Annotated in this window: 12 protein-coding genes; all 12 read left to right on the forward strand. The window is 68.8% G+C overall.

Annotated elements, in window-relative coordinates:
* Window positions 1-66 precede the first annotated feature (66 nt).
* The 12 genes from ACZ6S6_RS05015 to ACZ6S6_RS05070 all read left to right on the forward strand — a co-directional run bounded on the left by ACZ6S6_RS05015 (window position 67) and on the right by ACZ6S6_RS05070 (window position 12757).
* Window positions 67-1158, forward strand: coding sequence for an LLM class flavin-dependent oxidoreductase (locus ACZ6S6_RS05015; protein ID WP_362952948.1), 1092 nt, complete (start codon window positions 67-69; stop codon window positions 1156-1158).
* Window positions 1148-1660 carry a flavin reductase family protein gene (locus ACZ6S6_RS05020; protein ID WP_362952946.1) on the forward strand — a complete coding sequence of 171 codons (513 nt, stop codon included), beginning with the start codon at window positions 1148-1150 and terminating at the stop codon, window positions 1658-1660. The genes ACZ6S6_RS05015 and ACZ6S6_RS05020 overlap by 11 nt, the downstream gene beginning before the upstream one ends.
* The gene (locus tag ACZ6S6_RS05025) at window positions 1657-2043 is read left to right on the forward strand and encodes a carboxymuconolactone decarboxylase family protein (protein ID WP_362952944.1); all 387 of its coding nucleotides are present in this window, start codon (window positions 1657-1659) and stop codon (window positions 2041-2043) included. Before ACZ6S6_RS05020 ends, ACZ6S6_RS05025 begins: the two co-directional genes overlap by 4 nt.
* Window positions 2040-3521, forward strand: a complete 1482-nt coding sequence (locus ACZ6S6_RS05030; protein WP_469704041.1) for an aldehyde dehydrogenase family protein — start codon at window positions 2040-2042, stop codon at window positions 3519-3521. Before ACZ6S6_RS05025 ends, ACZ6S6_RS05030 begins: the two co-directional genes overlap by 4 nt.
* The gene (locus ACZ6S6_RS05035) at window positions 3518-5164 is read left to right on the forward strand and encodes an amidohydrolase (protein WP_469704042.1); all 1647 of its coding nucleotides are present in this window, start codon (window positions 3518-3520) and stop codon (window positions 5162-5164) included. The genes ACZ6S6_RS05030 and ACZ6S6_RS05035 overlap by 4 nt, the downstream gene beginning before the upstream one ends.
* Entirely contained in the window at window positions 5161-5487 is a 327-nt protein-coding gene (locus tag ACZ6S6_RS05040; protein ID WP_469704043.1) for an NIPSNAP family protein, read from the forward strand. The genes ACZ6S6_RS05035 and ACZ6S6_RS05040 overlap by 4 nt, the downstream gene beginning before the upstream one ends.
* A gap of 257 nt (window positions 5488-5744) precedes the next feature.
* Window positions 5745-6641, forward strand: a complete 897-nt coding sequence (locus tag ACZ6S6_RS05045; protein ID WP_469704044.1) for a substrate-binding periplasmic protein — start codon at window positions 5745-5747, stop codon at window positions 6639-6641.
* 48 nt (window positions 6642-6689) lie between these two features.
* Complete coding sequence (locus tag ACZ6S6_RS05050; RefSeq protein ID WP_362952934.1) at window positions 6690-7418, forward strand: amino acid ABC transporter permease; 729 nt, start codon at window positions 6690-6692, stop codon at window positions 7416-7418.
* Window positions 7397-8059: an amino acid ABC transporter permease gene (locus tag ACZ6S6_RS05055; RefSeq protein WP_362952932.1), complete on the forward strand. Its 663-nt coding sequence runs from the start codon at window positions 7397-7399 to the stop codon at window positions 8057-8059. The genes ACZ6S6_RS05050 and ACZ6S6_RS05055 overlap by 22 nt, the downstream gene beginning before the upstream one ends.
* 941 nt (window positions 8060-9000) lie before the next feature.
* Entirely contained in the window at window positions 9001-10413 is a 1413-nt protein-coding gene (locus ACZ6S6_RS05060) for a family 2B encapsulin nanocompartment shell protein (protein WP_362952930.1), read from the forward strand.
* A 104-nt stretch (window positions 10414-10517) separates the two neighbouring features.
* Complete coding sequence (locus ACZ6S6_RS05065) at window positions 10518-11834, forward strand: family 2 encapsulin nanocompartment cargo protein terpene cyclase (protein WP_469704045.1); 1317 nt, start codon at window positions 10518-10520, stop codon at window positions 11832-11834.
* Window positions 11835-11851: 17 nt separating this feature from the next.
* The gene (locus ACZ6S6_RS05070) at window positions 11852-12757 is read left to right on the forward strand and encodes a geranyl diphosphate 2-C-methyltransferase (protein ID WP_469704241.1); all 906 of its coding nucleotides are present in this window, start codon (window positions 11852-11854) and stop codon (window positions 12755-12757) included.
* Window positions 12758-12783 lie beyond the last annotated feature (26 nt).

Here is a 12783-nt window from a genome sequence, read left to right on the forward strand (position 1 = left end):
AAGGTGTCGAAGGAAAGTCCGCGGGACGAACAGCGCGGATACCGATTCGAATTCATTGGACGCAACATGGAACTCGGGCTTTTTCTCGCCTATCAGGTCAACAGCGACGCACAAATGGACGGCCTTTACGATCGCATGGTGGAATACGCGGTCCGGGCCGACGAGAGCGGGTTCACTCGGGTCTGGACTCCGGAACACCACCTCGTGCAGTTTCTGCCCTCACCCTCGGCGCTGATCACCGCGGTCCACATAGGACAGCACGTGAAATGCCGGGTGGGCACCGGGGTGGTGGTCCTCCCCTTCCACCAACCCCTCCAGCTCGCCGGGGAGATCGCGGCGGCCGACAACTCCCTCGGCGGGAGGCTCGACCTCGGCGTGGCCAGGGGCGCGTACCGCTACGAGTTCGAGAAGTTCGGTCTGTCGTTCGCCGAGAGCCGGGACCATTTCATCGAGAACCTGACCGCGGTCGAGATGCTGCTGCGCACCGAGGATGCCCCGGTCAGCTTCACTGGGCGGTTCTCCTCCTTCCACGACGCCTATGTGTGGCCACGTCCGGTGCAGCGTCCGATGCCTCCGGTGTGGATGGGGGTGCAGAGCCCGCCGGGTGTCGAGGACGCCGCCCGGCGTGGCTATGACGTACTCAATTCCCTGTTCTTCTGGGACGACGACCACATGCGTACGGTCGCCGAGGCATTCCACCGGGGAAAGGCGCAGTCCTCCCGCGACGATGCCCGGCTCGGAGTCACCCGCTACGCGTTCGTCACCCGTGACGACAAGGAGACCGAGCAGCGCATCGAGGAGGTCCTGGAGGGCTGGCGCGTCCACGCGCAGCTCCATGACTTCACCCAGAACGCCGACCCGCTCGGCCGCGTGCGCCCGGCCCTGCAGGAGAACGAACCGACCGTCGACGACCTGCGCGACCGGCTGTTCATCGGCACCGGCGACGAGATCAAGGAGAAGCTCCGCCGGTACCGCGACGCGGGCGTGGACATGATCAACCTCAACCTCGTGGGGGGCGCTCCCCGTGACGAGACGCTGGAGACCATCGGCCGGTTCGGCGAGCTGCTCGCCGAGGTCAACGCCGAATCCGGGGCGTCAGCCGAATCCTCGACATCAGAGGAGGGCCGCGGCCATGGTGAGCCCGTCCATGCCCGCTGAGCACGGGAGCTGCGCCGTGGAGACCGCCGACAAGGCCGTACCGGTGCACGAGTACAAGCAGTTCGCCGGATCGTTCCTCACCGGGGTGGCCGTTGTCACCGCGCGGGACCTGGACGGTGATCACGGGTGCACCGTCAGTTCCCTGTCCAGCGTCAGCCTGGACCCGTCCCTGATGATGGTGTGCCTGCACCGGATGTCACAGACACTCCGGGTGATCGAGCGGACGGGGCGGTTCGCGGTGAGCCTGCTCGCCCAGGGAGAGCAGGCGACTCAGACCGCGCTGGCCTTCGCCCGGCCGGGGCGTGACGCGTTCGACCAGATCACTCTGGAGCGCAGCCCCGCCGGCCTCGCGCTCAGCCCCGACGCGGTGGCGCAGGCCGAACTGACCGTCCAGGCACTGCACGACGGTGGCGACCACGCGATTGTTCTGGGCACTCCGATCTGGACCTCCGACGCCGACGGTGTCCCCCTCGCCTACTGGAGATCACGGTTCCTGTCATGACCACTCATCCCACCGACCCCAGCTCCGTCCCGGACCCTGCCGGCCCCGGTGCTCACGCGTGGCCCGCGGCCGGCATGGACCGGGGAAGCGGCTGGAGCGCCGACTGGAGCGCCCTCACCCGCGACATCGTGTTCGACCGGATCTGGTCCCGCCCAGGGCTGACCACACGGGAGCGCCGACTCGTCACGGTCGCTCTGCTGGCGGCCTCGGGCGCCGAACCGGCCGCCCGGTTCCACCTCCGGGCGGGCCTGGACGAGGGCATCGACGCGGACGACTTCTACGAACTCATCGCGCACACCGCCGTCTATGCGGGATGGGCCACCGGAGGGCGCGGGATCGGCTGGCTGCGCTCCGTCGTGGCGGGCAGCGAGGAGGACCGGTGAACGGACCATTCGCCACTCAGGACGTCCAGGCCGTCCGCGACCGGCTCGCGGAACTATGCGCCGAACTCGTCGTCGCGGGCGGTTCAGTCCGTCCCGAGGAGTCGTTCACTGTGAGCGCCCCGGGTATGCCCGCACTGACCTGGTCCTGCGCCGACGCGGGGCCCGGTGACGCGGACCGCGCGCTGGACGCGGCCTGGAACTGTTACCCCGGCTGGGCGGCGACGCCCGTCTCCGAACGGGCGGCGCTCGTCCGTCGCTGGGCCGCCCGGATCGAGGACGACGCGGACCGGTACGCGGTCGTGATCGCCGTCGAGGCGGGGAAATCGCTCCCCGAGGCCCGGCGCGAGACGCTGTTCACGGTCGCCACGCTGAAGGCCTTGGCCGATACGGCGGAGGACTTGCTCACCGGGGCCGGCCCAGGGGTGCGCCGGGACCGCACGGTCATGGTGCGGCAGCGCCCCGTGGGCCCTGTCCTCGCGATCACCCCATGGAACTTCCCGCTGTCGCTGGCCGCGCGCAAGACGGCGTCCGCACTGCTCACGGGCTGTCCGGTGATCCTCAAGCCGTCCGAGCTCACCCCCGCCTCCGCACTGCTGATGGGGCGTGACCTCGTCGCCGGAGGAGCGCCCGAGGGATCCGTGTCGGTGCTGCCGACCACCCGGTCGGCCGACCTGACCGGCGCGCTGACCGGTGACCCGCGACTGCGAAAGGTCTCGTTCACCGGCTCGACAGAGGTCGGCCGGGCGGTCCTGCGCGCGACCGCCCGGAACATCCAGCGGGTCTCACTCGAACTCGGTGGCAACGCCCCGTTCGTCGTCTGCCCCGCGCACGACGCCGAGAAGGCCGCGTCCGGCGTCCTCGCCGCCAAGCTGGCGAACAACGGCCAGGCATGCACCGCGGCCAACCGTCTGATCATCCCCGAGGATGCTCGCCGGATGCGGACGCTGGTGGCCGAGCGGTTCCAGGAACTGGGCATCGGCTGGAGCCTCGAACCGGAGGCGTCCCCGGTCGGACCAGTCATCAGCGCGGAGGCCGCCGAACGTGTCGAGGCCCTGGTCTCCGACGCCCTCGCCCGGGGGGCACAGGTGGTCAGGGCCCGCGCCGAAATTCCGGAGTACGGCCATTACGTACGCCCGGCGCTCGTTCTCGGAGTGGAGCCGCACTGGCCCATCGCCAGACAGGAGGTCTTCGGGCCCGTCCTGCCGGTGCTCACCTACCGGGACCTGGACGAGGCCGTACGGATCGCTGACGGTACCGAGTACGGACTCGCTGCCTACGTCTACGGCACCGCGCCCGCCGAGGTGACCCGAGTCACGGACGGTCTCGACACCGGCCTCGTCGCGGTCAACCACCCCTCCGTGTCCCACCCAGCGGCCCCCTTCGGCGGGGTCAAGCACTCCGGCTACGGCCGTGAGAACGCGGCGGAGGGACTGTCCGAGTACATGTCCGTCACCAGCACCATCGGGGATCTCCAATGACACTCATCACCGCCACCAACCGTTCAGCCGACGAGTCCGTCCTCCGGTCGTCCCGGATCTTCACCATGGACGCCGACCGCAGCATCGTGGACGGTCATGTACACATCCGTAACGGCCTGATCGTCGCCGTCACCGAGGGCCCGTGGAAGGGGCCCTCGCACGTCCCCGTGACCGACCACGGAGACCGGCCCCTGCTGCCCGGCTTCGTGGACCCGCACGTCCACCTGGAGATGAGCGCCGCCGCCCTGTGGGGAACGGTTGACTGCCACACCCCGCCGTGCTCGTCCATCGACGATCTCCTCAGCCAGCTCCACAACCACCGTGACCTGCGGGAACAGCGGGGCGGATGGCTGATCGGTCAGGGCGGCCTCTTCGCCGACCGACGGTTCACGGACGGTCGCCTGCCCACCCGGGACGATCTGGACAAGGTCTCCACGGAATTCCCGATCGCCATCCGCTTCGGCGCACATGTCACAGTGCTCAACTCGGCCGCCTTGGCCATCGCGCGTGAGTCGGGCCTGCCGGAGACCGGGGACGCGCACATCGGCACCGACGACACCGGGCGCTGGACCGGCATCCTGCACGAGCTGTACTACGCGCTGCCCATACCCGTGATGACCCGGGACGATCTGCGGTCGGCAGTGGAAGCCACGGCGCGGCGGTATCTCACCCGCTACGGCGTCACGACGATCGGCGAGATCACGAACACCCCGGAGGGCATCGAGCTGCTCGCCGAGGCTGCGGGCACGCGGGTGCCCCAGCATGTGCGGGCCTTCGTCTGGTCACCCGGCACGATGGACCTCGACACGGTGTGCGCACGCGCGGACGCGGGACTGCTGCCCCGCACCGGGGCGTTCGACGTCGCCGGAGTCAAGATCTTCGTCGATGGGGGGTTCTCCGCCGCAGGGGCCGCCGTCCTGCGGCCGTATCGCTCCAACCCGGGGTCACGGGGCAGGATGGCGTACGACCGCGCGGCGCTCACCGACCTCGTGCGCCGGACGGACGAGGCGGGCCTCCAGGTCGCCGCGCACGTCAACGGCGAACGCGCCCAGGCCGAGCTGTGCGCGGCCACCGTCGCGGCCCGCTCCGGCCGCTCCCGTACGTCTCCCCGTATCCGGCTCGAACACGCCGGCAACGTCCTCACCGACCCCTCGACCGTGGACCGGTGGGCCGAGGCAGGGGCGGTCATCGTGCCGCAGGCCGGGTTCATCTGGACGATGGGCAGCTTCCTCACCGACTACCTTGGCGACTACGCGGCCGACGCCCGCTTCCCGTTCCGCTCCCTGCTCGACCGAGGAGTGACGGTCGCGTCCAGCTCGGACGGCGCGGGCTCGGAACTCCTCCAGTTCAACCCCATGTTCGGCGTCCAGTGTGCGGTCGGCCGGGTCTCCTGTACGGGCGAGGTGGTGGCCCCGTCCGAAGGAGTCACCGTGACCGAGGCGCTGGCGATGCACACGATCTCCGCGGCCGAGGCCCTTGATGTCGCGGACACCCGCGGCTCCCTGGAGCCCGGCAAGCGCGCCGACCTCGTCGTTCTGCCCCAGGACCCCACCACCGTCGGTGTCGCCGTCCTGGCGGACCTCCTGCCGGAACAGGTGCTGTTCGCCGGCGTGCCCGCGGACCTCGGGAAGGACCGGCCGTGATCACCGAGTTCCGCCGCTACCGGGTCACGGCAGAAGACCTCCCCGATCTCACGCACCGCTTCACGCACATCGTGACCCCGCTGTTCATCGCGCACGGGTTCCGGGTCGAAGGCGCGTGGACCCTCACCGTGCCTGGCCCGGCGCACGAGCTGCTGTACGCGGTCTGCTGGAGCGACGAGGAAGACATGGCAGACGGATGGCGGCGCTTCAGGGAGGACCCGGCCTGGCAGCGGGCACGGGAGATACCCCGATACTCCGGACTGCGTCCGGACATCACCTCGACCACCTGGACGCCCGCCGAATTCCTCGGGACCAGGCCATGACCTGACCATTCCGGGTTCTTCGGCCGGTTCGCGGTCTCCCTGGCCAGGGCCGCCTCCCGGCCGCGAGATCGCAGTACCGGAAAGGAAGGCGCGGAGAGACGGTGTGGGGAGCGAAAACGGAAAAACACCGTCCACTCCTGTCCTTCATGTGAACCCGGGCCGGGAACTTCCACCGAAACGACGAAGGCTGTCCCGGCCCCACTCGACTTACAGTGTGCCAACCCCCAAATCTCTCACCTCGTAAAAGGAGACGGAAAGTGAACCTGAGAGCATCGGCGAAACACCTCTTCCCACGTAACCCGCGAATGATCGGCTCCGCCGTCGCGGCCCTGGTCATCCTCACCGCGACGGCCACAGCCTGCGGCGGTTCGAACACCGGCGGGCACGAGAGCGACGGCGCTCCCTTCAAGACCGCGGAGAAGGGGCATCTGACCGTCACCTATTCCGAGAGCTATCTTCCGAAGATCGCCACGGGAGAGGAAGGAAAGCTCATAGGGTACGAGGGATTCCTGCTGACCAAGGTCGCCGAGAAGTACGGTCTGAAACTGAAACTGAAGCCGACCGAGTTCGCCTCCCAGGTTCTTTTCGTGTCTCAGGGGAAGGCCGATGTCGGCACCGGGACCTACTACACGGACAAACGGGCCGAGCAGGTCTACTACAGCCGGCCCAACGTCAACGACCGGCTGGGCGCGCTGATGCTGAAGAACGCGTCGTGGTCTGGCGTCGACTCCCTGAAGGGAAAGCCGATCGCCTCGGTGACGGGCTACTCGTACAACGACTACCTCATCAAGGCGTACGGAGAATCGAATGTGAAGCTGTTCCCCTCCTACGCCGAAGCCGCCAAGGCCACGATGAACAAGCAGGTGAGCGCCTTCATGGGTTCCACCGGAACCGCCCCTGGCATCATCAAGCAGAACCCCCGGCTCACCCTGCACGCTCTCGCCGACGGTGATCTGGATCTGCCGCCGAACATCCTCGTCTCGCCCACCTACGACTACGTACGCTGCGACAACCCGAAGCTCGCGGACGCCGTTGACAAGGTCCTGGACGAGCTGATCGAGTCGGGTGAGTGGCAGAAACAGCTCGACGCCTGGGGTGTCGGCGGCGAGGAGTACCTGCCGTCCAGGAACCGCCCCGACCAACTGTGCGCATGACCAGCGGCGCCGGTTCCCGCACCGGGACATGAGGGAAAGGAGGCAGCAGTGGAGACAAGCTGGATCAGCTTCCTGATCCGTGGGTTCGAGACGACCGTCATGCTCGTGGTCATCAGTTCGGTGATCACCGTCGTCGCCGCCGTGGTCGTGGCCGCGGGCCGGATCAGCCCCAGACGCTCGGTACGGCTGCTGACCAGGGTCTATGTCGAGGTGTTCCGCAGCATCCCGCTACCGGTGCTCCTTGCCGGACTGTACTTCGGTTTCGGCCCGCAGTTCGAGAACATCGGCGTCACCGCCTTCGGACTCGCGGTCCTCGGACTCGTCCTGAACGAGACCGCCTACCTCGCCGAGGTCTATCGGGGCCTGATCTCATCGGTCAGGATCGGCCAGTGGCGCGCCGCCGCCAGCCTCGGTCTCACCCGGGGGCAGACCCTGCGTCACGTGCTCATACCGCAGGTGACGACCGCCGCCGGCCCCCAGACGGCCAACGGGATCATCTACCTCGTCAAGGGCAGCGCCCTGGCCTCCCTGATCACCGTGCCGGAACTGACCATGTTCGGGACCCGGCTGGTCGTCGACACCTTCCGACCACTGGAGGTGTACCTGCTCATCGCAGTGTTCTACCTGCTCCTCACCGTCCCGGTGGCATACGTAACCCGTGCGATGACCGGACGCCGGAGACGCGTCCGCTCGAAACGCGGGCCGCACACCCGCCGAGACAGCGCAGGATCGTCACCGCAGCACACGGAGAAGGCATGGACATCTACCTCGACCTGATCTCGAAGGCACTGCCGGTCACCCTGTCGGTGAGCGCCTGCGCCTGGCTGGTGGCCGCCGCACTCGGTCTGGGCCTCGGCCTTCTCGGCGGCTCACGTCACCGTGCCGTACGTGAGGGCCAGTTCTTCGTGAGCACGGTGCTGCGCGGCATGCCCGAGGTCCTGGCGATCTACCTGCTCTTCTTCGGCCTCACCGACTACGGCATGGACTTCTCCCCGTTCAGCGCCACGGTCGTGGCCCTCGGTCTGACCCAGGCCGGATTCTGGTCCGAGGCGGTGCGCGGCACGCTCGATCTCGTACCGCTCCGGCAGCGCGAAGCGGGCCAGTCGCTCGGGCTGTCCGTCCTCCAGGTCCACCGCCATGTGGTGCTGCCGCAGATTGTGCAGCCGCTGCTCGCACCCGCGTTGAACATGTTCGTCGCCCTGATGAAGCTCACCGCCATCGCCGCGGCGGTCGGACTGCCCGAACTCCTCCACTCGGGCCGCGCGGAGATGGACCGCACATATCAGGTCATACCCGTCGTCATCGCTCTCGCCGTGATCTACGTCGCGGTGACCCTGCCGCTGACCCATGTGGTAGGTGTCATCGAGCGGCGCAGCCGCAGCCGGTCGACCCAGGAGTCGATGCCGGTGTTCTCCTGAGCGGGCATACGGCCGGCTGCCGCGACGGCCGGCGCTCGTCGGCCGGCCATTCGCACCCCCTCCCGCGAGCCCGCCCCACCACATCGTCGACCGCCCGTCCCCGGACGCGGCTTCCGCGACTCGGCCACACCGGCTTCCCGATGGCATCAGGAAGAGGGCGTGCAACGTGCTCAGACAGGCGGGAAACCGCAGGTCGCATGGCCAAGGCGGGAGCGGAAGGACTACGCGGCCCCTACGAACCGGCCGCCTGAACAGGCATGTGGCCGAGAGCGCGGCCGATGGCTCCCCCGAGGCAACGACGGCCGGCGTGTCGCAGGCCATGTCCATGCAGCAACCCCGGACGGCCCCATCCGTCGAACGGCGGGCTGAGCGGCACCGTACCGGCCCCATGGTGGCTTCATCGCAGCGCGGCGACCGACTCCATGAGATCCCCACCTGGTCCAGCAGGTCGCGCCCGCAGTCGGCCCTGTGCATCGCCCCACTGCCGTGCCGACCAACGGCGGGTTCGCAGAAACAGGGCCGATGTCGGCGCGGCGGCCGTGTGGTTGTGCACAACCAGCGCCTCGATCCCCCAGTTCCGGCCGGGACGATGCGGGCACGGCGTGCTGTCCAGGTGGCTGAACGTGTACGCGTGCGTGAGATCGATGACGACGAGGGGCGGCGACTGCTGCGGATCATCCGCAGGGTTCACTGCCGCGGTCCCTGCGCCCCGCCACCCGAGGCGACTTGGCCGAATCTCATCGGGACCAGGGTAAACATCCCATCGACGCGATCATCGCATCGAGTTAATGTCAGCTGATTTCCTTGGGCCGGACGGCAAAGCGGCCATTACTGTTCCCCTGAATCTGGACGGATTCCCCTTCGTATCCCCTGTTTTTCGTCCTGCTGTTCGGTGTGTTCACGTATGCCCGTCACCGCCCTGACCAAGGAGCCCTTGCCCGATGACTGTTGACTCGAATTCGGAAACACAGTTGGAACTGCCCCGGCAGTCCAGCCTGGGGACAGCGGCTGCCCGCAACCTCGCCACCACGACCAAGTCCGCTCCGCAGATGCAGGAGATCACCTCTCGCTGGTTGCTGCGGATGCTCCCCTGGGTGGAGACCAAGGGCGGGGCCTACCGGGTGAACCGTCGCCTGGCCTACACCGTCGGCGACGGGAGGGTGGACTTCGTCCAGGACGGCGCCGACGTCCGGGTGATCCCCCAGGAACTGGGTGAACTGGCCTTTCTGCGCGGCTTCGACGACGCCGAGGTGCTCACCGCCATCGCCGACCGGTGCGTTCAGCGCGACTTCCGGATCGGCGAGACACTCGCCGAGCGAGGAGCGGCCGCGGATCAGCTCCACCTGATCGCCCACGGCCGCATCGGCCAGACCTCCGTGGGCAATTACGGCGACGAGGTCGCTCTGGACGTACTCGCGGACGGCGACCGGTTCGGAGAGCACGCTCTGCTGGACGAGGACGCCCGGTGGGAGCACACCGCCGTCGCGGAGACGTCGGGCACGCTGCTCACCCTGTCACGCGCCGACTTCGAGGCCGTGCTCTCGGCGGCACCGAGCCTCCGGGAGCACCTCGACGCGTTCGCGTCGCGCTCCCAGCAGCGGCAGAACCATCGCGGCGAGGCGGAGATCGCGATGTCGGCCGGCCACACCGGCGAGCACGCGCTGCCCGGCGCCTTCGCCGACTACGAACTGAAGCCCCGCGAGTACGAACTCTCCGTTGCCCAGACCATCCTGCGGATCCACACGCGGGTCGCCGACCTCTACAACGGTCCGATGAACCAGACGGAGGAACAGCTCAGGCTCACCATCGAGGCGCTGCGCGAGCGCCAGGAGCACGAGCTGATCAACAACCGGGAGTTCGGCCTGCTCCACAACTCCGACTTCAAGCAGCGCATCCAGACGCACTCCGGCCCGCCGACCCCGGACGACCTGGACGAACTGCTCTCCCGCCGGCGCGGTTCCAAGTTCTTCCTCGCGCACCCCCGGACGATCGCGGCGATCGGGCGAGAGTTCAACTCGCGCGGGCTCTACCCGGACCACGTAGACCTCGGCGGCCAGCAGGTCCCGGCCTGGCGCGGGGTCCCGATCCTCCCCTGCAACAAGATCCCCATCACGCAGGAGCGGACCAGCTCGGTCCTCGTCATGCGTACCGGCGAGGAGAACCAGGGCGTCATCGGTCTGCACCAGACCGGCCTGCCCGACGAGTACGAGCCGGGGCTCTCGGTCCGCTTCATGGGCCTCGACGAAAAGGCGATCACGTCCTACCTCGTCACTGCCTACTATTCCGCCGCCATCCTCGTGCCGGACGCGGTCGGCGTGCTGGAGAACGTGCAGATCGCCCGGCGGCCCGAGTAGCCGGCCCGGCCCGTACGGCGTGGTGCGACACCCCGGACTCAGCGGGGCGGTCGCGCACGCCCGGAGCCCCTCGGACAACCGCCCACCCCACCAAGGAGCCATGGATGCCCGCGCCTGAGCTGCCACCTCCGCAGTCGAGCCTGCCGGAGGCCGCTTCCCACTTCGGGGTTCACGTACTCGCCGAAGCCGCGGCCCGCGCCCGCGACGTCAAAGCCGCCACCGGCGGCCCGCCCCCCTGCACCACGTCCCCGCCCGCCCCGCCCGCCCTCGCCGCGCCGCCGGCCGCGATGCCGGCACCGGGTGCCGAGCGGGGACGGATCCTGCGAGGGCCCACCGGCCTGGGCACCACGAGCCTGCGCATGATCCTCCGGGACGGGCTCCCCACGCCGCCGGCAGCCGCGGCGGAAGGCACGGCGGAGATCGGGGCGGGAGGCAGGGCGGAAGGCAAGGTGATCCCGGGCCTCTACCACCACCCGATCCCCGAACCCGACCCGGTGCGGGTCGAGGAGGTCAGCCGAAGGATCAAGGCCTGGGCCCTGGACGAGGTCGCTCTGTATCCCGAGGACTGGGAGGAGGAGTTCGACGGCTTCTCCGTGGGCCGCTACATGGTCGGCTGCCATCCGGACGCACCCAGCATCGACCACCTGATGATCGCCACACGCCTGATGGTGGCCGAGAACGCGGTGGACGACTGCTACTGCGAGGACCACGGCGGATCGCCCATCGGGCTCGGCGAGCGGCTGCTGCTGGCGCACACCGCACTCGACTCCCTGCACACCGCCGCGGAGTACCAGCCGCAATGGGCGAAGTCCCTGCACGCGGACGCGCCTCGGCGCGCCTACCGCTCCGCCATGGAGTACTTCGTCCGAGCGGCCGGCCCCTCCCAGGCGGACCGGCTCCGGCACGACATGGCCCGGCTGCACCTGGGCTACCTCGCCGAAGCGGCCTGGGCCCAGATGGACCACGTACCGGAGGTGTGGGAGTACCTGGCGATGCGCCAGTTCAACAACTTCCGCCCCTGCCCCACCATCACCGACACCGTCGGCGGTTACGAGCTCCCGGCGGACCTGCACGCCAGGCCGGCCATGCAGAAGGTCATCGCCCTGGCGGGAAACGCGACGACCGTCGTCAACGACCTGTACTCGTACACCAAGGAACTGGACGCGCCGGGCCGGCACCTGAACCTCCCCGTCGTGATCTCCGAACGTGAGGGGCTCTCCGACCGGGACGCCTATCTGAAGTCGGTCGAGATCCACAACGAGCTCATGCACGACTTCGAGACCGCGGCCGCGTCCCTGGCCGCCGACCTGCCCCTCCCGGGTGTGGAGCGCTTCCTTCGCGGCGTGGCCGCCTGGGTCGATGGCAATCACCACTGGCACCAGTCGAACACCTACCGCTACAGCCTGCCCGACTTCTGGTAAACGAAATGGACTCATCCGTGACCAACGCCGAACTCACCACCACCGCCGGCTCCACCCCCGCGTCCGGCGCCGCCTCGCTGCGCATCCCCAGCCCGGCGACGCCCTACCAGGGGGACATCGCCCGCTACTGGGACGGTGAGGCCAGGCCCGTGAATCTGCGCCTCGGCGATGTCGACGGTCTCTACCACCACCACTACGGCATCGGTGAGGTCGACTCCGCCGCGCTCGGCGACACCGGGGACGGCGCGAGCGAGAAGAAGCTGATCTCCGAGCTCCACCGACTGGAGTCGGCGCAGGCCGAGTACCTCCTGGGTCACCTCGGCGACATCAAGGGGGCGGACACCCTGCTGGACGCCGGCTGCGGCCGCGGCGGCTCGATGGTGATGGCGCACCAGCGCTTCGGGTGCAAGGTCGAAGGCGTCACACTGTCGGCCAAGCAGGCCGACTTCGCCAACGGCCGGTCCCGCGAGCTCGGCTTGCAGGACCATGTCCGAGCACGCGTCTGCAACATGCTCGCCACGCCGTTCGGGAGCGGGTCGGTGGCGGCCTCGTGGAACAACGAGTCGAGCATGTACGTCGACCTCCACGACCTGTTCGCGGAACACTCCCGCGTCCTGGAGGTCGGCGGTCGCTACGTGACCATCACCGGCTGCTGGAACCCGCGGTACGGCCAGCCGTCGAAATGGGTCTCCCAGATCAACGCGCACTTCGAGTGCAACATTCACTCGCGCCGGGAGTATCTCCGCGCCATGGCGGACAACCGCCTCGTGCCGCAGGCCATCGTCGATCTCACGCCCGACACCCTGCCCTACTGGGAGCTGCGGGCCACGTCCTCGCTGGTGACGGGGATCGAGGACGCGTTCATCAACTCCTACCGGGACGGCTCGTTCCAGTACCTCCTCATCGCGGCCGACCGCGTCTGACCCCCTGCTGACGGGACGGGCCCGCC

This window comes from Streptomyces sp. NPDC048671 (genome assembly GCF_055587045.1).

Coding starts and splice junctions, on each gene's coding strand:
- ACZ6S6_RS05055 (WP_362952932.1), top strand. CDS start 7,397: ATGGACATCTACCTCGACCTGATCTCGAAGGCACTGCCGGTCACCCTG.
- ACZ6S6_RS05065 (WP_469704045.1), top strand. CDS start 10,518: ATGCCCGCGCCTGAGCTGCCACCTCCGCAGTCGAGCCTGCCGGAGGCC.
- ACZ6S6_RS05035 (WP_469704042.1), top strand. CDS start 3,518: ATGACACTCATCACCGCCACCAACCGTTCAGCCGACGAGTCCGTCCTC.
- ACZ6S6_RS05020 (WP_362952946.1), top strand. CDS start 1,148: ATGCCCGCTGAGCACGGGAGCTGCGCCGTGGAGACCGCCGACAAGGCC.
- ACZ6S6_RS05060 (WP_362952930.1), top strand. CDS start 9,001: ATGACTGTTGACTCGAATTCGGAAACACAGTTGGAACTGCCCCGGCAG.
- ACZ6S6_RS05025 (WP_362952944.1), top strand. CDS start 1,657: ATGACCACTCATCCCACCGACCCCAGCTCCGTCCCGGACCCTGCCGGC.
- ACZ6S6_RS05015 (WP_362952948.1), top strand. CDS start 67: ATGGAACTCGGGCTTTTTCTCGCCTATCAGGTCAACAGCGACGCACAA.